The sequence below is a fragment of the Pseudomonas sp. TH21 genome (assembly GCF_016651025.1).
GTDB lineage: Bacteria > Pseudomonadota > Gammaproteobacteria > Pseudomonadales > Pseudomonadaceae > Aquipseudomonas > Aquipseudomonas aylmerensis.
Map to the genome: position 1 here is coordinate 4738844 of NZ_JAEKEQ010000001.1, position 19501 is coordinate 4758344.

Here is a 19501-nt window from a genome sequence, read left to right on the forward strand (position 1 = left end):
GCGTCTGGCCCAAGGGCATGCGCACGGATTTCCTGTTCTGGAAACGCACCAGCGAGAAGAGGATTTAGGGGACAGTGACGGTTAACGGATGGATGAGCCTCGCGCCCGGCGTCATAACCCGAGGTATTTTTCGTTCAGCGCATACAAAATCGCGCAGGTCTCCGCGTCCAGGCACCCGCCGTAATCCCGCGGGCGAAAGTGCATCTGGAAGGCGCGCGTGCGCCGCTCGAACATCTGGCGATTCTGCGCCGGTTTATAGCCATAGCGCTGGAACGCCCGCTCCACCTCCACTTCAGGCGGCAACCCCAGGCGAAACCGGCGCTGGTACATGGCCCGCGTCGACTCGTCAAACCACGCGCCCACTCCCGCCTCGAACAACGTGCGCCACGGCAGGCGCGGCCCCGGGTCACTCTTGCGCCAGTAGGCCACGTCCGAGTGCCCCAGCACGTCGGCCGGGCCGATCTGCGGATGGCGCCCCAGGATGTCGCGCATCAGGGCGATGAGCACCTCCACCTGCGCCTGGCCGTACGCGGGAAAGGTAAACACCCCGCCATCGTCGCGCGCCAGATTGACGATCTCGATGCCGATCGCCCGGCTGTTGAGGTTGTCACGCCCACCCCAATGGCTGGCCCCGGCATGCCACGCACGCAGGTCCTCGTCCACCAGGCGAAAGACACGCAATTCTTCATACCCGGCGGCACGGTAGCCGGGTTCATCGGGGTCGGGCAGCAGATAGTGAGCGCTGACCCCGTTCTGCGTCAGGGTCCGCAAGGACGAGGCGAAAGGCGCCGCGGTGTAGTGCAGGACCACCTGGCGCACGGGCTCGCCGCTGCGTTCGTTGAAGTCCCGGGCAGGGAAACTGGTATCGATGACCAACATAAGAACTGTCCTTTTCAGTACAGGCCGAGTCTTTCGGCCCGTTCAAGCGCAAAAAAATTACCGCCATCCTGAAGGGTTGATCTTCAGCAGGGCGGTAACTATTTGGCACATGAGAAAACGGATCAGCGTCGCAACGGCATGCCCAGGTCGACGCGCAGGCCATCTGCCTGGCTGTCGAATGTCAATGAGCAGGAACACCGCTGCACGATGGCCTGCACGATCGCCAGGCCCAGGCCACAGCCTTCGCTGTTGCCATTGCGCCAGAAGCGTTGGGTAAGGTACTGCAGGTCCTCGGCGGAAATCTGCGTGCCGTGGTCACGCACGCGGAACACCACCTGATCGCCAGCGTTGAACACATTCAGCTCTACCCGGGTGTCGGCCGGGGTGTGGCGCAAGGCGTTGTCCAGCAGGTTGCGCAGGGCCGCGACGGCCAGGCCCACCGGCATTTCCACCGGAGCGCTGGTGAGGGTGTCTGCCAGGACCAGGTCGATGCGCTGGTTGTCGCCGGCGTTCGCATCCTCGATCGCCAGCCGCGCGACTTCCTCGGCGCTGGACTGCAAGCCGTCGTCGAATGACAGGCTGCCCTCTACCCGCGCCAGTAGCAGCAATTGCTCCAGGGTCCGGTGCAGGCGGTCGGCGCCTTCCTCGGCGTGGGCCAGCGACTGGTCGCGCGCCGCGCCCTCGGTCATGCGCGCGACTTGCAGGTGGGTCTTGATCGCGGTCAGTGGGCTACGCAACTCGTGGGCCGCATCGCCGGTCAGGCGGCGTTCGCGCTCGATGGTCTTGGCGATGCGCTGCAGCAGTTGGTTCTGCGTATCGAGCAGCGGCTTGAGCTCGCTGGGCAACGGGTGAATCTGCAGCGGCTCGAGGGAATCGGCGCTGCGGCGCATCAGCGCGTCACGCATGCGATTGAGCGGCAACAGGCTCTGGCCGATGCCTAGCCACAACAGGCACAGGCAACCCAGCATCGCAACGCCGACCGGCACCGAGGCAGCCAGCAGGATCGACAGGTTCAGCGCCTCGCGCTCCACCTGGCGGTCGGCGGTGGTGATCAGCAGGTCGCCACGCGACAGGGTAAAACTGCGCCAGCCCACACCGTCGACCACCTGGTCGCGGAAGCCGCTCTTGCGCGACTCCAGGCCCTCTTCCGGGGTGGTATGGCTGCGCGCGAGGATTTCGCCGCGCAGGGAGCTGACCTGGCAGGCCATGCCGCCCGGCACATGCAGTTGTTCGGCGCTGAAATGCGCGCCGCCGCTGACACTCGCCAGCCCCGGCATTTGCTCGGTCAGCCCGGCCACCATGCGCGCGGACGCCACCAGGCGCTGGTCGAGGGAAAACATCATCTGGTTGCGCAGGTCGTTGAGCATCCAGGCCGCTGCCAGGGCCCAGATCAGCACAAAAGCGGCGCCCAGCTTGAAGGTCAGGCGCAGGCGCAGGCTTTTCACGACACGTCCTCTCCCCCGTCCGCCGGCCCGAGGCGGTAGCCCAGGCCACGCACGGTTTCGACGATGCCATTGCCCAATTTGCGCCGCAGGTGGTGGATATGCACGTTGAGGGCATTGCTTTCCAGTTCGTCGTTGAAGCCGTAGACGCTGTCCTTGAGCTGCTCGCTGGACAGCACCCGGCCCTTGTTATGCAGCAAGGCCTGCAGCAGCGCCTGCTCGCGGCGCGACAGGTCGACCGGCTGGCCGCCGAGGAAGGTCTCGCGGCTGCTGGGGTCGTAGGCCAGGCGGCCGTGCTCGATCAGGTTGACGCTGCGCCCCGCCACGCGCCGCAGCAGGGTCTGCAGGCGGGCGGCGAGTTCACGCAGGTCGAATGGCTTGAGCAAATAGTCGTCGGCCCCGGCTTGCAGGCCGTCGACACGATTGGTCACCGAATCTCGCGCGGTGAGGATCAGCACCGGGATTTCGAGGCCCTGGCTGCGCTGCTGCTGCAACAGCTTGAGGCCATCTTCGTCGGGCAGGCCGAGGTCGAGCACCATGATGTCGAACGTGGCCGCCTTGAGCATCGCCCGCGCCGCCGCCGCCGTGGCCACGTGCTCGACGGTAAAGCCCTGGGCGCCAAGGCCGGCGACGATGCCGCTGGCGATCAGCTTGTCGTCTTCACAGACCAGTACGTGCATGGTGAACCCTTCATGAAAGATGGGGAGGATTAAAGGTGTCGCGGATTAAGCGCCGATTATGCCGTGAAAAGAGGCGCGCTCAGTCATCCCCTTCACTTTAGAATAGCGCCCGGTTAATCATCGGTTAATCAACGCCACACATTGTGTGCCTACTTGCATCGAACTAAGGCTTGACCATGCGGCATCTGTTTACCTTTCTGCTGGTGTTGTTCGCGGGATTCGCCCAGGCCGCGCCGGGCAACCCGTTCGAGACCAAACCCGACTTCCTGCCGGTGGGCAAAGCGTTCACCTTTACTTCCGAGCGCCTGGAATCCGGTGAGACCCAGCTTTACTGGCAGATTGCCGACGGGTACTACCTGTACAAGCAGCGCATGAAATTCGATGGCCTGGCCGAACAGCCAGTGCTGCCGCAGGGCGAGGCCCATAGCGATGAGTTCTTCGGCGAGCAGGAGGTGTATCGCCAGGGCCTTGAAGTGAAGATCCCCGCCGGCGCCACCGGCCAGGTCAAGCTCGGCTGGCAAGGCTGCGCCGATGCCGGCCTGTGCTACCCGCCGCAATCGATCACTGTAGATCTGGGCGGCAACCCCGCTGCTGCCGCTACCGCCGAGGCGCAGGACCAGAGCCTGGCCAGCGGCCTGCAACAACGCAGCCTGGGTTGGAGCCTGCTGGTGTTCTTTGGCCTCGGGCTGCTGCTCGCGTTTGCCCCCTGTTCGTTACCGATGCTGCCGATCCTCGCCGGCCTGGTGGTGGGCAGTGGCGCCAGCCCGCGTCGCGGCTTTGCCCTGGCCAGCAGCTATGTGGTGTGCATGGCCCTGGTGTATGCCGCGCTCGGCGTGTTGGCTGCCCTGCTCGGCGCCAACCTTGCCGCACTGCTGCAAACACCGTGGATCCTCGGCAGTTTCGCCGCGCTGTTCGTGATCCTCGCGCTGCCGATGTTCGGCTTCTTCGAGCTGCAACTGCCGGCCTTCCTGCGTGACCGCCTCGACAACGTCAGCCGCCAGCAAAGCGGTGGCAGCCTGCTGGGCGCCGGGGTTCTCGGCGCGCTGTCGGGCCTATTGGTGGGGCCCTGCATGACAGCGCCCCTGGCCGGCGCCCTGCTGTACATCGCCCAGAGCGGCAATGCCGTGCACGGGGGCTTGATCCTGTTCGCCATGGGCATCGGCATCGGCATTCCGCTGTTGCTGCTGGTGACCGTGGGCAACCGCTTCCTGCCCAAGCCGGGTACCTGGATGAACGTGCTCAAGGGCGTCTTCGGCTTCCTGTTCCTGGGCACCGCGGTGCTGATGATTCGCCCGGTGGTCGACGACAGCCTGTGGATCGGCCTGTGGGGCGCATTGGCCTTGGTGATGGCTTACTGCGGCTGGACCCTGGCCCGTGAGTACGGCCTGGCCGCCAAGGTGTTCGGTGCCGGTTCGCTGGTGCTCGGCCTGTGGGGCGCGGTGCTGGTGGTGGGCGCAGCCGGTGGCAGCGATGACCTGTTCCAGCCATTGAAGGTCTACAGCGGTTCGCGAGTCGCCACCGCAACGGACGCCCACGACGCCTTCATGACCATCAAGGATCCAGCCGTGCTGCAAAGCCAGCTCGACAGCGCCAAGGCCCAGGGCCAATGGGTGCTGGTGGACTACTACGCCGACTGGTGCGTGTCGTGCAAAGTCATGGAAAAACAGGTGTTCGGCAAACCCGAGGTCATGGCCGCCCTGAAGGATGTCCGCCTGCTGCGCCTGGACGTCACTGCCGACAACGCCGCCAGCCGTGCGCTGCTCGGCCGCTACAAGGTGCCGGGGCCGCCGAGCTTTGTCTGGATCGGCCCCGACGGTGAGGAGCGCCGTGCCCAACGCATCACTGGCGAAGTGGACGCCGCCGCTTTCCTGCAACGCTGGACCCAGACCCGGGACGCCCTCTGATGCTGACCCTGACCATCGGCACCTTCGCCATCGCCCTGAATCACATCCTGTTGATCGGCGCGCTGATTCTCGCCACCCTGGTGGGTTGGCGCGTGGCCAAGCGTGGCGGTGAAAACCCGGAATCGGTGCTGTTCAGCCTGTTCCTGCTGGGCATGCTGGTGGCCCGCATCAGCTTTGTGCTGATGTACTGGAGTGACTACAGCAACGACTGGCTGCAGATGGTCGACCTGCGCGACGGCGGTTTCCTCGCCTGGCCTGGCGTGATCGCACTGGTGCTCGGCGCACTGGCCTACGGCTGGCGTCGCCCGGCCCTGCGCAAGCCGCTGAGCGCCGGGGTGATCACCGGCCTGCTGTTCTGGGGCATGGCCACCCTGTCCCTGAGCCTGTACGACAAAGGCACGCAACTGCCGGACATCACCCTGCGCAATGCCAACGGCGAGGTGGTGCAACTGGCCGACTACAAGGGCGGCCCGCTGGTGATCAACCTGTGGGCCACCTGGTGCCCACCGTGCCGGCGGGAAATGCCGGTGCTGGAACGCGCGCAACACCAACGCCCGGACGTGACCTTCCTGTTCGTCAACCAGGCTGAAAGCATGCAGAGCGTCAGCACCTTCCTCGCCACCCAGGGCCTGACCCTCGACAACGTACTCTTCGACGCCAGCGGCCGCCTCGGCCAGGCCGTGGGCTCCATGGCGCTGCCGACCACGTTGTTCTACCGGGCCGACGGGCGCCTGATCAACAGCCACCTGGGCGAGTTGTCCCAGGCCAGCCTGGCCCGTGCCATGGAACCCTTCGACACCGAACCTGCCGCCATAAGGAAACCGACATGCCCCGCCTCCGTCACCTGCTGACCCTGCTGCCGCTGACCTTCCTGTCACTCAGCGCGACAGCCACCCTGGCCCAGGCCGAAGACTGGCCGGCACCGATCAAGCAGATCGAGGCCAAGGGCGCCAAGATCCTCGGCAAGTTCGATGCGCCCAGCGGCCTCACCGGCTACGCCGCGCAATACCAGAATCGCGGCATGGCGCTGTACCTGACCGCCGACGGCAAGAGCGTAATCGCCGGCAACCTGTACGACGCCCAAGGCAATGACCTGAGCAGCGCGCCCCTGGAAAAACTGGTGTACGCGCCGATGGCCAAGGCAGTCTGGGCCAAGATGGAAAACAGCAGCTGGATCCAGGACGGCGACAAAAACGCGCCGCGCACCGTCTACCTGTTCAGCGACCCCAACTGTCCTTACTGCAACATGTTCTGGGAACAGGCGCGGCCATGGGTGAAAGCCGGCAAGGTGCAGTTGCGCCACATCATGGTCGGCATCATCCGCGAAGACAGCCCAGGCAAATCCGCCGCACTGTTCGCCGCCAAGGACCCGAAAAAAGCCCTGGAAGAACACGAGGCCGCCGGCAAAGCCAGCAAGTTGCAGGCGCTGGCCAAGATCCCGGCGACTATCGAAGCCAAGCTCGATGCCAACATGAAGTTGATGGATGAGCTGGAACTGTCGGCAACGCCGGCGATTTTCTACCTGGATGACAAGGGCCAATTGCAGCAACAGCAAGGGGCGCCGTCGCCGGAGAAGTTGGTGAAGATTCTGGGGCCAAAGTAAGCAACGCCTGGCCTGACATCATCGCCGGCAAGCCAACTCCCGCAGGAGCCGGCTTGCCGGCGCTGAGGCCCTGGCAGACCACAACGATCAAAGCCCCTCCAGCTCCGCCATCAAATCACTCAACCGATCCACTTTCTCCGCGCTGATCTCGTTCGCCGCCAGCCCATCAATGTACTCGGCCAACTCCGCCACCGTGCTGCACTCGAACATGGCTCGCAGTGGTACATCGCGTTGCAGAGACTTCTGCACGCGCGAGGCAATCTGCGTGGCCAGCAACGAGTGGCCGCCCAGCTCGAAGAAGTTGTCCTGCACGCCCACCCGCTCGACTTTCAGTACCTCGGCCCAGATGGCGGCCAGGGTGGTCTCCAGTGCGTTGCGTGGCGCCAGGTAGTCCTGGCTGTGCAACTGGCCGATTTCGAGTGCCGGCAGGGCCTTGCGGTCGAGCTTGCCATTGGCGTTGAGCGGCAGGCGCTCGAGCCATAACCAGTGCAACGGCACCATGTATTCCGGCAGTTCGGCGCGCAGGCGTTGCTTGATGCGGTCCAGGCGTTCGCTTGAACTCAGCGCTTCATCGGCCGCCACCAGGTAGCCGACCAGATGCTTGCCGTTGACGCCCTCCTGCACGCCCACGGCGGCATCACGCACGTACGGCTGCTCGTGCAGGCGCGCTTCGATTTCACCCAGTTCGATGCGGTAACCGCGAATCTTCACCTGATGATCGATACGCCCGACGTATTCCAGCACGCCATCACTGCGCCGACGCGCGAGGTCGCCGGTGCGGTACAGGCGCTCGCCCGGCGCGCCGAACGGGTTCGGCACAAACACCTGGGCGGTGCGCAGCGGATCGCTGACATATCCGCGGCCCACACCGGTACCGGCCACGCACAGCTCGCCGACTGCACCTTGCGGCACCAACTCCAGCGCGCCATCGAGCAGGTACAGGCGGTTGTTGTCGGTCGGTGTACCGATCGGCAGGTAAGTGCCACGGGTCGACGCCACATCGACGCGGAAGAACGCCACATCGTCCGAGCACTCCGCCGGCCCGTAGGCGTTCACCAGGCCAATCTGCGGGTATCGCTGCAGCCACTGGTGCGCCAGTTCCGGCGGCATCGCTTCGCCGGTCGGCAGCATCCAGCGCAGGCCGTCCAGGCTCATGCGCTCCTGGGCCAGCATGCCCTGGATCAGCGACGGCACGCTTTCCAGCACGGTAATGCCCTGGGCCTGTACATGCGCCAGCAAGCCTTGCGGATCGTGGGCAATGGTGTTCGGCACGATGTCCACCCGCGCGCCGAACAGCGGCGCGGCAAGGAACTGCCACACGGAAATATCGAAGCTTTGCGAGGCGGTCTGGGCGATCACATCCGCCGGCCCGAGGTCCAGGTACGGCACCTTGCTCAACTGGTTGTTGAGCATGCCGCGCTGTTCGACCATCACGCCTTTGGGCAGGCCGGTGGAGCCCGAGGTGTAGATCACGTAGGCGAGGTTGTCCGCTGCGCTGTAGATGCCGGGATTGGCACCACGGCCAGGCACTTCTTCCCACACCAGCAGTTGGCAATCAAAACCCTGCAGCAGTTCGATGGCCTGCTCGCGGCACGCCTCGGTGCACACCAGCAACGGCGTGCGGCTCAGGTCGATGATGCGGCTCAGGCGCTGGCTGGGCAGCCCCGGGTCCAGCGGCAGGTAACCGGCGCCGGCCTTGAAGCTGCCGATGATCATGCCCAGCAGGTCCAGGTTGCGCTCAGCCAGCAACGCCACCGGTTGATCCAGGCCCACGCCCGCCGCGATCAACGCGTGGCCGAGGCCGTTACTGCGCCGGTTCAACTCGTCATAGGTCCACTGCTGGTCGAGGCAGCTGGCGGCAATCCGCTGCGGATGCGCGGCCACCTGCGCCTCGAACAACTCAATGTAGCTGCTCTCCAGTGGATAGGCGTGTTCGCTCTGGTTGCAGCCGTCTACCAGGAACTCGCGCTCCTGCTCGCCGATCAGCGGCAGGTCGGCCATGTCGCCATGGAAGCCCTGCACCAGCGCCAGCAGCAGGCGCTTGAATTCGCCGAGCATGCCTTGCACGGTGGTTTCGTCGAAATAACGCTGGTCGTAGGACAGGTGCAAACCGAGGTCATCCCCCGGATAACACACCGCCGTCAGCGGGAAGTTGGTGTGGGTGCGGCCGGAGTCCGAAGTGGCATTCAAGCTTTGCGCACGGTCCAGCACCGAGACTTCCACCGGAGCGTTTTCGAACACGAACAGGCTGTCGAACAGCGGTTGGCCCTTGGGCAGCTCACTGTGTTCCTGAATAGTCACCAGCGGCAGGTATTCGTACTCGCGCAGTTGCATATTGCTGTCGAGCAGGCCGTTCAACCACTCGCGCACGCTGCAACGCTGGTCGTCCTCGGGCAGCTTCACACGCAGCGCGATGCTGTTGATAAACAGGCCGACGGTGCGTTGCATCTCGGGCATTTCCACCGGGCGCCCGGCCACGGTGACGCCGAACAGCACGTCGCGGTCGCCGCTCAGGCGCCGCAGCACCAACGCCCAGGCTGCCTGGGCGAAGGTGTTGACGGTGAGCTGATGGGCCTGGGCCAATTCGCGCAACTGCGCGCCGTCACGGGCATCGAGGCGGGTGTAGCAGTCGCCCACCACCATGCCGCCACTGTGACCGGCATGTTCACGCAGGAACGGCCGGTCGCTCGGGATCGGCGTGGTGCGCTCGAACCCCTGCAGGTTCTGCTGCCACCACTGGCGCGCTGCGTTCAGGTTCTGGCGTTGCAGCCAGGCGATGTAGTCGCGATAGCGCGGCGGCGTGGCCAGTTGCGCCTCGCGGCCTTCGCCGAGGGCCGTGTAGAGCTCAAAGAAGTCATTCATCAGCAGCGAACGACACCAGGCATCGATGAGGATGTGGTGGTTGCTCATCATGAACCAGTAGCGCGCTTCGCCGACACGGATCAGGCGCAGGTGGAACGGCGCCTGGTTGAGCAGATCGAAACCGGCTTCGCGCTCCTGCTTGAGTAACGCCTGCAGACGCGGCTCCTGCTCGCTCTCCGGGTCGGCGCTCCAGTCCAGATACTCGATCGGCGTGCTGCCGGGTTTGTGGATCACTTGCAGCATGTCTTCGCCGACATTCCAGCAGAACGACGCGCGCAACGCTTCGTGACGGGCAATCACCGCCTGCCAGGCGTGGGCGAAACGCTCGGGGTCCAGCGCGCTGTTGATGCGGTAGCGGTCCTGCATGTAGTAGAGGCCGGTGCCCGGTTCCAGCAGCGTGTGCAGCAGCAGGCCCTCCTGCATCGGGGTCAGCGGGTAGACGTCTTCGATGGCAGTGGCCGGCACGGGCAACGCGTCCAGTTGCGACTGGGTCAGGTGGGCCAGCGGGAAATCGGACGGGGTCAGCCCGCCCACGCTGTCCTCAAGGCAATGCGCAACCAGGCCTTGCAGTTCGGCCAGGTAGGCATCGGCCAGCGCCTGGAGGGTCTGCGGGTCGTGGCGTTCACGGCTGAAGGTCCAGCGCAGCACCAGTTCACCGCCGTAGACCTGGCTGTCCACGCTCAGCTCATTGGGCAGCGGCGCGTCCGGGTCATGGGCCAGGCCGGCGGACTCGTCCAGCGGATGGAACAGCGCATCGGCGCCGAAGCTCTGGTCGAACTGGCCGAGGTAGTTGAAGGTGATCGCGGCACTCGGCAACGCGGCCATGCTGCGCTTGCACAGATCATCCGCCAGGTAGCGCAGCACGCCATAGCCGAGGCCCTTGTGCGGCACGCCGCGCAGTTGCTCCTTGATCGCCTTGATCGAGTCGCCCTGCCCGGCTTGTGGGGTCAGGCGCAATGGATAGGCACTGGTGAACCAGCCGACGCTGCGGGTCAGGTCGATGTCGTCGAACAGCGCTTCGCGACCATGCCCTTCGAGTTGGATCAGCGCCGAAGCGTGGCCACTCCAGCGGCACACCACGCGGGCCAGGGCCGTCAGCAGCAGGTCGTTGACCTGGGTGCGGTACGCGCTCGGCGCTTGTTGCAGCAGTTGGCGGGTGCGTTCGGCATCCAGGCGCACGCTGACGGTGTCGGCATCGCGGTGGCGCAGCGACCCTTGCGGGCGAGCCACCGGCAACGCCACCACTGGGCCCGCCAACTGGTCCTGCCACACGCTCAACTCTTCGCGCAGCGACTCGCTGCCGGCATACGCCTGCAGGCGCGCGGCCCAGTCACGCAAGGCACTGGTCTTGGCCGGCAGGTTGACGGATTGGCCGTCGCTCAGTTGGCGGTAAACGGTCTGCAAATCCTCCAGCAACACGCGCCACGATACGCCGTCCACCACCAAGTGATGGATCGCGAGCAAAAGACGTTGCTGGCCTTGCGGGCCATCCACCAACAAGGCCCGCAGCAGCGGCCCGTGTTCGAGGTCGAGGCTGCGTTGGGTGTCGGTGAACAGCGCGGTGCACTGCGCCATATCACGCACTTTCGCTTGCATCAGCACGCCACCTTCGGGCACGGCCAGGTGTTCGGCGTGCCACTGCGCATCGCGCGGGGTGAAGCTCAGGCGCAGGGCGTCGTGGTGTTCGAGCACCGCCAGCAGCGCCTGTTCAAGGCGATGGGGTTCCAGCAGTTGCAGCGGTTTGAGCAGCAAGGCCTGGTTCCAGTGCTGCCGGTTGGGAATGTCCGTATCGAAGAACCAGTGCTGGATCGGTGTCAGGCCCGAGGGCCCCGTGAGCACGCCCTGCTCGGCGATGACCTGCTCGGAGCGCGTGGCGACGGCGGCCAGGGTTTGCACGGTCTGGTGCTGGAACAGGTCACGCGGGCTGAAGTGAATCCCGGCCTGCCGCGCGCGGCTGACCACCTGGATCGACAGGATCGAGTCGCCGCCCAGTTCAAAGAAGTTATCGTCCAGGCCCACCTGTTGCACGTTCAACACCGCGCACCAGATGGCGGCCAGGGTCTGTTCCAGCTCGTTGCGCGGCGCCACGTACTGTTGGCGGTTGGCCTCGGGGTCGGGTTGCGGCAAGGCGCGGCGGTCGAGTTTGCCATTGGCGGTCAGCGGCATGCTGTCCAGCACGATCAGGTGCGCGGGCACCATATAGTCCGGCAACTGCGCCTTGAGGTGCGCCTTCAGCGCGTCACGCAAGGTGCCGTGGTCGGCGTCGCTGACCAGGTACGCCACCAGTTGCTTGCCGCTCGGCGAATCCAGCGCCAGCACCACCGCTTCGCGCACGGCTTCATGCTCCAGCAGGCGGGTTTCGATCTCGCCCAGCTCGATACGGAAACCACGAATCTTCACTTGATGGTCGATGCGCCCGAGGTACTCCACCAGGCCATCGGCGCGTTGCCGAACCAGGTCGCCGGTGCGATACAGACGCCCACCGTTGGCCGCGAATGGATCCGCGACAAACCGCTCGGCGGTCATGCCTGGACGCTCGTGATACCCCTGGGCGAGGCCGGCACCGCCGACGTACAACTCGCCGGTCGCACCCTGTGGCACCAACGCCAGGTCGGCGTCGAGAATGTAGGCCACGCGGTCACCGATAATGCTGCCGATCGGCACGCTGGCCGCGCCCTCCTCCACGTGCTGCGGCGCCAGGCTGGCGAGCGGCATCACCACGGTTTCGGTCGGGCCATAGGCGTTGAAAAACACGTCGGGCTGGAACGCTGCGCGGATGCGCTGCAGGTGCTCGCCGGTGAGGGCCTCGCCACCGGTGATGCACATGCGCACCGGCAGCGTCTGGTGTTGGGTCGCCAGCCATTGCGCCAACTGGCTGCCATAACTCGGGGTGAAACCGAGGATGTTGATGCGATGGGTGCGGATCAGCGCGCAGATTTCCTCCGCATCCCACTGGCCCTGGGCACGCAACACCACCTGCGCGCCGCTGAGCAGCGGCACCAGCAGGCGCTCGGTGGCGGCGTCGAAGTTGATCGAATAGAAATGCAGCTCGCAGTCATCCGGGCGCATGCCGAAGCGCTCGATCACCGCCTGGCAGTGCATGGCGATTTCACCGTGGGCGACCACCACGCCTTTCGGCTTGCCGGTGGAGCCGGAGGTGTAGATCAGGTACGCCTGGTGCTGCGCCAGGCTAATGAACGGCAGCTCGTCGGCCGGGTAATTTGCCAGCACCGGCAAGTCATCTTCCAGGCACCAGCAGGCCACGGTGGCCGGCAATTCGCCGAGCGCTGCGAACATCGCCGCATCGCTGAGCAGCAGGCCGATGCCACTGTCTTCGATCATGTAGTGCAGGCGGTCGAGCGGGTATTCCGGGTCGAGCGGCACATAGGCGCCGCCCGCCTTGAGGATCGCCAGCAGGCCGATGACCATTTCCAGCGAACGCGGCAGCGCCAGGCCGACCCGCACCTGCGGGCCGACGCCGCGCTCGCGCAGCATCCAGGCCAGGCGATTGGCGCGGGCGTCGAGTTCGGCGTAGGTAAGAGTCACGCCGGCAAAGGTCAGCGCCGGGGCATCGGCACGCTTGGCCGCCTGTAGGCTGAACAGTTGATGAATGCACTGGTCGAGGCGATGTTCACCGGCCTCGACGCCCAGGCTGTCCTGCAAGGCTCGTTGCTCAACCGCGGTCAGCAACGGCAGTTCGCTGAGGCGCTGCGCGGGATTTACGATCAGGGCTTCAAGCAGGTTGCGCCAATGTTCGGCCATGCGCGCAATGCGCGGTTCATCGAACAGGTCGGTGCTGTAGGTCAGGCAGCAACCCAGGCGATGGTCGAGGTCGGTGACTTCCAGGTTGAGGTCGAACTTGGTCGCGCGGGCATCGTTGGCCAGGTACTCGACGGTCATGCCGGCGAGTTGGCGGCTCTGCTGGAACTCCCAGCGCTGCACGTTGCACATCACCTGGAACAGCGGGTTGTAGGCCGCGCTCCGAGGCGGTTGCAGGGCTTCGACCAGATGATCGAACGGCAGGTCTTGGTGGGACTGGCCTTCGATCACGGTGTGGCGCACCTGCTCGAACAGCTCAGCGACATTCATCTGCCCATTCAGCTGGCAGCGCAGCACCTGGGTGTTGAGGAACGCACCGATCAGGCCTTCGCTTTCCGGGCGAATCCGGTTGGCCACCGGCGCGCCGATGCGCAGGTCGGTCTGGCCGCTGTAGCGGTAGAGCAACACGGCCAGGGTCGCGGTCATGGTCATGAACAGCGTCAGGCCGCGTTCGGCGTTGAACGCGCGCACGCGGGCGGCCAAGTCATCACTCAGGTCGAAGCGGTACAGCTCGCCCTGATGACTTTGCACCGGTGGCCGCGGACGATCACCGGGCAGTTCCAGCAGCGGGTGTTCGCTGCCCAGCTGCGCCGTCCAGTAGTCCAGTTGGCGCTGGCGTTCGCCGCTTTCCAGCCACTGGCGTTGCCACACGCTGTAGTCCAGGTACTGCACCGGCAACGGCAGCAGCGGCGACAGGCGTTCATCGATAAACGCTTCGTACAGGGCGCTGAGTTCACGGGCAAAGATGTCCATGGCCCAGCCTTCGGTGACGATGTGGTGCAGGGTCAGCACCAGGTAGTGCTCCTGATCGCCCGCCTTGACCAGGCACGCGCGCAGCAACGGCCCGGTCTCCAGGTTGAACGGGGTGTGGGCCTCCTGATCGGCACGTTGCTGCAGGCGCTGCTGGCGCTCGGTTGCGTCCAGCGCCGAGAGATCCTGCCAGTCCATGCGCAGGCCGGTCTGCGCCGAGACTTTCTGATAGGCCACGCCATCGACACTCGGGAAGGTCGTGCGCAGGGTTTCGTGGCGCATGACCAAGGCCTGCAACGCCGCCTCGAATCGCCCCACATCCAGCACGCCACGCAGGCGTGCCATGCCGCCGACGTTATAGGCCGGGCTGTCCGGTTCCATCTGCCACAGGAACCACATGCGCTGCTGGGAATAGGACAGCGGCACCTTCTGGCTGCGGTCGACCTGGGCAATTGCCGTCTGCTGGTTGCGCTGGCCGGAGGCCTGGATCAGCGCCACTTGCTCGGCAAAAGCGCCCAACTCGCTGGCTTCGAACAACGTGCGCAACGGCAACTCGACGTCGCAGGCCTGGCGGGTGCGGGAGATGATTTGCGTGGCCAGCAACGAATGGCCGCCGAGGGCGAAAAAGTCATCGCGCAGACCCAGGCGCGGCACGCCGAGCACTTCGCGCCAAATCGCCGCGATCTGTTGCTGCAACGCGGTTTCGGGCTCGATATGTTCGCGGGCTTGCCACACCGGTGCCGGCAAGGCACGGCGGTCGAGCTTGCCGCTGGGGCTCAGGGGCATGGCGTCCAGGCGCATCAACAGCGCGGGCACCATGTACTCCGGCAGTTCGGCGGCCAGCGCGGCCTTGACGTCCTGTTCATCCAGCGCGGTGCTGGCGGTGTAGTAACCGATCAACTGCGCGTCGCGCACCAGCACCACGGCCTGGGCGATACCGTCCAGGGCCAGCAGGCGCGCTTCGATTTCTTCCGGCTCCACACGGAAGCCGCGCAGCTTGACCTGCTGATCGAGGCGGCCCAGGTATTCGAGCACGCCGTCGGCGCTCCAGCGCGCGCGGTCACCGGTGCGATACAAGCGTGCGCCGCCCTCGCCCAGCGGATCGGCGACAAACCGTTCAGCGGTCAACCCGGCGCGTCCGAGATACCCGCGTGCCAGGCCGATGCCGCCGATGCACAGCTCACCCGGCACACCGGCCGGCAACGGATTGAGCTGCTCGTCCAGCACGCGGCAGATCACATTGCCCAGCGGCCGGCCAATCGGCGAGCGCTCGCCGTCTGCGGCCGTGCACTGCCAGTGGGTGACGTTGATCGCGGTCTCGGTCGGGCCATAGCGGTTGTGCAACTGCACTGCCGGCAACTGTGCCAACACACGGTTGCGCAACTCGGCGGGCAAGGCTTCGCCGCCGGAAAACAGGCGACGCAGGCTGGTGCATTCGACCGCCAGCGGCTCATCGATAAACAGCTGCAACAGCGGCGGCACAAAGTGCAACGTGGTTACCCCGTGCTCCTGCACCAGTTGCGCAATGCGATGCGGGTCGCGATGCTCACCAGGGCCGGCCAGTACCAGGCGGCACCCGGTGATCAGCGGCCAGAAGCACTCCCACACCGACACGTCGAAACTGATCGGCGCCTTCTGCATCAGCACATCGGTGTCATTGAGTTGATAAGTCGCCTGCATCCACTGCAAGCGCTCGGCCAGGGCCGCATGGGTATTGCCCACGCCCTTGGGCTGGCCGGTGGAGCCGGAGGTGTAGATCACGTAGGCGAGGTTATCGCCCTCCAGATGCAGGCCCGGTGGCTGGGTCGGCCAGCTGTCCAGGTGCAGGCTGTCCATGGCAATCGCGCACACGCCGGGCGCAGCCGGCACGCGGTCCAGCAATGCGGTCTGGGTCAGCAGCAGGTGTACGCCGCTGTCCTTGAGCATGTAGGCGAGGCGGTCGGCGGGGTAGTCCGGGTCCAGCGGCACATAGGCACCGCCAGCCTTGATGATCGCCAGCAGGCCGATCAACAGCTGCGGCGAACGCTCGGCGGCGATGGCCACGCACACGTCAGGGCCGACGCCTTTGTCGCGCAGGTAGTGGGCCAGGCGGTTGGCCTGGGTGTGCAGCTGGGCGAAGGTCAGGCTAGCGTCCTGCCAAACCAGCGCGGTGCGGTCCGAGGCCTGCTGGTTGAGCAACTCGGGCAGCCACTGCCGGGCCGGCGCACACGGTGCCGTGCTCCACGCGGGCTGTTCGTCCTGCAGCCTCAACGGCAGGTCGCCGAGGGTTTGCTGCGGCTGCTCGCAGACCGCTTGCAGCAGCTGGATAAAGTGCTCGGCCAGGCGCTGGAGGGTCGCGTGTTCGAACAGTTCATCGGCGTAATCGAAGGACAGGCTCAAGCGCCCGTTACGGTCTTCTTCACTGTGCAGTTGCAGGTCGAACTTGGCTTCGCGGCTGTGCCACGGCAGCTCCTCGGCGAGCATGCCGGGCAGGCGGCGCAAGGCGCTCAAGTCGCGTTGCTGGTGGTTGAACATGACCTGGAACAGACCTTGTTCGCGCGCCTGCGGAAAGGCTTCCAGCAGTTGCTCGAATGGCAAGTCCTGATGCGCTTGCGCGCCTAGTACCGTCTCGCGGGTCGAGGCCAGCAGTTGGCTGAAGGGCAGGCGCCCGTCCAACTCGGCGCGCAGCACCAGGGTGTTGATGAAGAAGCCGATCAGGCCTTGGGTTTCCTGGCGCGGACGGTTGGCATTCGGCACGCCAATGCGGATATCGCGCTGGCCGCTGTAGCGGTAGAGCAGGCTCTGGAACGCCGCGAGCAACACCATGAACGGCGTGGATTGATTGGCCTGGGCGGTCTGGCGAATCGCTGCGCTGAGGCCGGCGCTCAAACGCACACTGTGGCGCGAGGCGCTGTAGCGTTGCTGCGCCGAACGTGGGCGATCGGTGGCCAGGCTAAGGGGCGGATGCTCCTCGCCCAATTGCGCTTTCCAGTACGCCAGTTGCCGCTGGCCTTCGCCCTGGGCCAGCCATTGGCGCTGCCAGCTGCCGTAGTCGGCGTACTGCAGGGTCAGTGGCGGCAAAGTCAGGGCCTGGCCCTGGCTGGCGGCGGCGTACAGGCGCGAGAACTCATCGAGCAGAATATTCAGCGACCAACCGTCGGCGATGATGTGGTGAAGGGTGACCAGCAATTGGTGATCTTCATCGTCCAGGCGCACCAGGGTTACCCACAGCAACGGGCCTTTTTCCAGGTCGAACTGGGTGCGGGCTTCGTCCTCGCGGATCTGATGCGCGCGGGCCTCACGCTCGGCGGCAGGCAGGTCACTGAGGTCGATGATTTGCAGCTCGAAATCGGCGTGAGCAGCCACGCGCTGGAAAGCCTGGCCATCGCGTTCGTAGAAACGCGTGCGCAAGGCCTCATGGCGCTGGATCAGTTGCTGGAAGCTCACGCGCACTGCATCTGCGTCCAACTCGCCCCGCAGGCGCAAGCCACCGGGGATGGTGTAGGCGCTGCTCTGCGGGTCCAGTTGCCAGGTGATCCACAGGCGGTTCTGTGCCAGCGATTGCGGCAGTTCGTCCTGGCGCGACAAGGCAGCAATCGCGCCTTGGGCCAGGCCACCGTCCTGTTGCAGTTGCGCCACACTCGCGGCGAACGCCGACAGCGTCGGCGCCTCGAACAGCAGGCGCAGGTTCAGTTCCAGGCCAAGGGTTTCGCGCAGCCGCGCGACCACCTGGGTGGCGCTGATGGAGTTGCCGCCGAGCAGGAAGAAATGGTCATCGGCGGCCACGCTCGGCACCTGCAATTGCTCGCACCAGATCGCTGCGATCCGACTTTGCAGCTCGGATTCCAACGCCGCATCGCTTGCCTGCGCGTGCAGGTCGGGGAACTGCGCATAGCTGTCGAGGCTGCCATCGGCGTGACGCAACGCACACGCGGCACGCTGCACTTTGCCGCTGGAGGTCTTGGGCAAGGCACCGGGGTTGAGCAACACCACCACGCTCGGCGCTTGCTGACAGGCCTCGGCCACCGCTTGGCGGATCGCCTTGATCAGCGCGTCGGGCGGCAGGATTTTCTGCACGCTGCGGCTGATTTCCACGGCGATGCCGATCCCTTCCAGGCCCTGGTCATTCACCGCGAACGCCGCAACGCGGCCCTTGCGCACCACCTCGACTTCGCGCTCGATGGTCTGCTCGATATCCTGGGGATACAGGTTGTGGCCACGCACGATCAGCAGGTCTTTGAGACGCCCGGTGATGTACACCTCGCCGTCTCGGATAAAGCCCAGGTCACCGGTGCGCAGCCACGTACGGCCGGCGTGTTGGACGAAAGTCCTCGCGGTGGCCTCAGGGTTGCGCCAGTAGCCATGGGCGATGCTCGGCCCGGTGGCCCAGAGTTCGCCGACGCAGTTGTCGGCCAGTTCACTCAAGGTCTGTGGGTCGGCGATCAGCACCGCGTGGTCCGGCTGGCTGGTGCCGCAACTCATGATTGCACTGCCCTGCCCAGGCTCGGCGCGATTGCCGGCCAAGGCCTGCTCGTCGACACGCAGCGCCGGGATGCCCTGGCCACGGCGGCCACCGGCGACAAACAGGGTGGCCTCGGCCAGCCCGTAGGAGGCAAAGAAATTGTTCGGGGTGAAACCGCAGCTCGCGAACTTCTCGGCGAAGCGTTCCAGGGTGTCGAGGCGAATCGGCTCGGAGCCGGAATAGGCCACGCGCCAGCGGCTCAAGTCCAGGCGTTCCAGCGCGGATTCACTGACCCGCTCGCTGCACAGGCGGTAGGCGAAATCCGGTCCGCCGCTGATGGTGCCGCCGTATTCGCTGATCGCTTCCAGCCAGCGCAACGGCCGGCCGAGGAAATACGCCGGCGCCATCAACACGCACGGCACGCCACTGAAGATCGGTTGCAGCAGGCCACCGATCAGGCCCATGTCGTGGTACAGCGGCAGCCAACTGACGATCACGTCGTCGGGGTTCAGGTCGATACCAAAGCCACGGCGGATCAGCACTTCATTGGCCACCAGGTTGCCGTGACTGACTTGCACGCCCTTGGGCAACGCCGTGGAGCCGGAAGTGTATTGCAGGAAGGCAATGTCGTCGGGCTGCAGCTCAGGCGCCAGCCAACGCTCGGCGATGCCGGCATCGAGGGTGTCGACACTCAGCACCGGCGGCGCGTTGTCGATCTGGGCCAGACCATCGCCGAGGCTGGCGATGGTCAGCAGCAGGCGCGGTTCGGCATCGGCGATGATCGACAGCAGGCGCTCCTGATGGTGACGGCGCGTGGATTCCGGCGGATAGGCCGGCACCGCGATCACCCCGGCGTACAGACACCCAAAGAACGCTGCGACGTAGTCCGGGCCGCTGGGGAACAGCAACACTGCGCGATCGCCCAGCGTCGCCTTGGCCTGCAAGGCGGCGGCGATGGTCCGGGCGCGCTGGTCCAGGTCACGGTAACTGAGCACCACGCTGTGCTCGGCCGACTCGGCGAGGAAGCGCAGGGCCACCTGGTCCGGGGTCTGCGCAGCACGACGTTGAAGGGACTCGACCAGGTTACGGGGAAGTTCGAAGGCGTCCATCATGGGGTTCCT

General features: G+C 65.6%; 7 protein-coding genes. 3 read left to right on the forward strand and 4 right to left on the reverse strand.

From position 1 onward, the window contains the following. Window positions 1-111: 111 nt before the first annotated feature. From JFU04_RS20835 to JFU04_RS20845, 3 genes are all read right to left on the reverse strand, one after another. Window positions 112-879, reverse strand: a complete 768-nt coding sequence (locus tag JFU04_RS20835) for an N-acetylmuramoyl-L-alanine amidase (RefSeq protein WP_201145642.1) — start codon at window positions 877-879, stop codon at window positions 112-114. Between the two features lie 122 nt (window positions 880-1001). After that, the gene (locus JFU04_RS20840) at window positions 1002-2324 is read right to left on the reverse strand and encodes an ATP-binding protein (protein WP_065903466.1); all 1323 of its coding nucleotides are present in this window, start codon (window positions 2322-2324) and stop codon (window positions 1002-1004) included. Next, window positions 2321-3001: a response regulator gene (locus JFU04_RS20845; RefSeq protein ID WP_065903475.1), complete on the reverse strand. Its 681-nt coding sequence runs from the start codon at window positions 2999-3001 to the stop codon at window positions 2321-2323. Before JFU04_RS20845 ends, JFU04_RS20840 begins: the two co-directional genes overlap by 4 nt. Before the next feature lie 176 nt (window positions 3002-3177). On the opposite strand from JFU04_RS20845, the gene dsbD reads away from it, so the two are divergent. From dsbD to dsbG, 3 genes are read left to right on the forward strand one after another with little or no spacing between them, the layout of a single operon-like run. Beyond that, window positions 3178-4905, forward strand: coding sequence for a protein-disulfide reductase DsbD (gene dsbD / locus JFU04_RS20850; protein WP_201145644.1), 1728 nt, complete (start codon window positions 3178-3180; stop codon window positions 4903-4905). After that, window positions 4905-5756 (forward strand): prolipoprotein diacylglyceryl transferase family protein, encoded by an 852-nt coding sequence (locus tag JFU04_RS20855; protein ID WP_201145646.1) that lies wholly within the window; start codon window positions 4905-4907, stop codon window positions 5754-5756. Before dsbD ends, JFU04_RS20855 begins: the two co-directional genes overlap by 1 nt. Continuing rightward, window positions 5732-6508, forward strand: coding sequence for a thiol:disulfide interchange protein DsbG (dsbG, locus tag JFU04_RS20860; RefSeq protein ID WP_201145647.1), 777 nt, complete (start codon window positions 5732-5734; stop codon window positions 6506-6508). Before JFU04_RS20855 ends, dsbG begins: the two co-directional genes overlap by 25 nt. An 87-nt stretch (window positions 6509-6595) precedes the next feature. Here the strand turns inward: dsbG and JFU04_RS20865 are convergent, their stop codons facing one another. Beyond that, entirely contained in the window at window positions 6596-19492 is a 12897-nt protein-coding gene (locus JFU04_RS20865) for a non-ribosomal peptide synthetase (protein WP_201145648.1), read from the reverse strand. Window positions 19493-19501 lie beyond the last annotated feature (9 nt).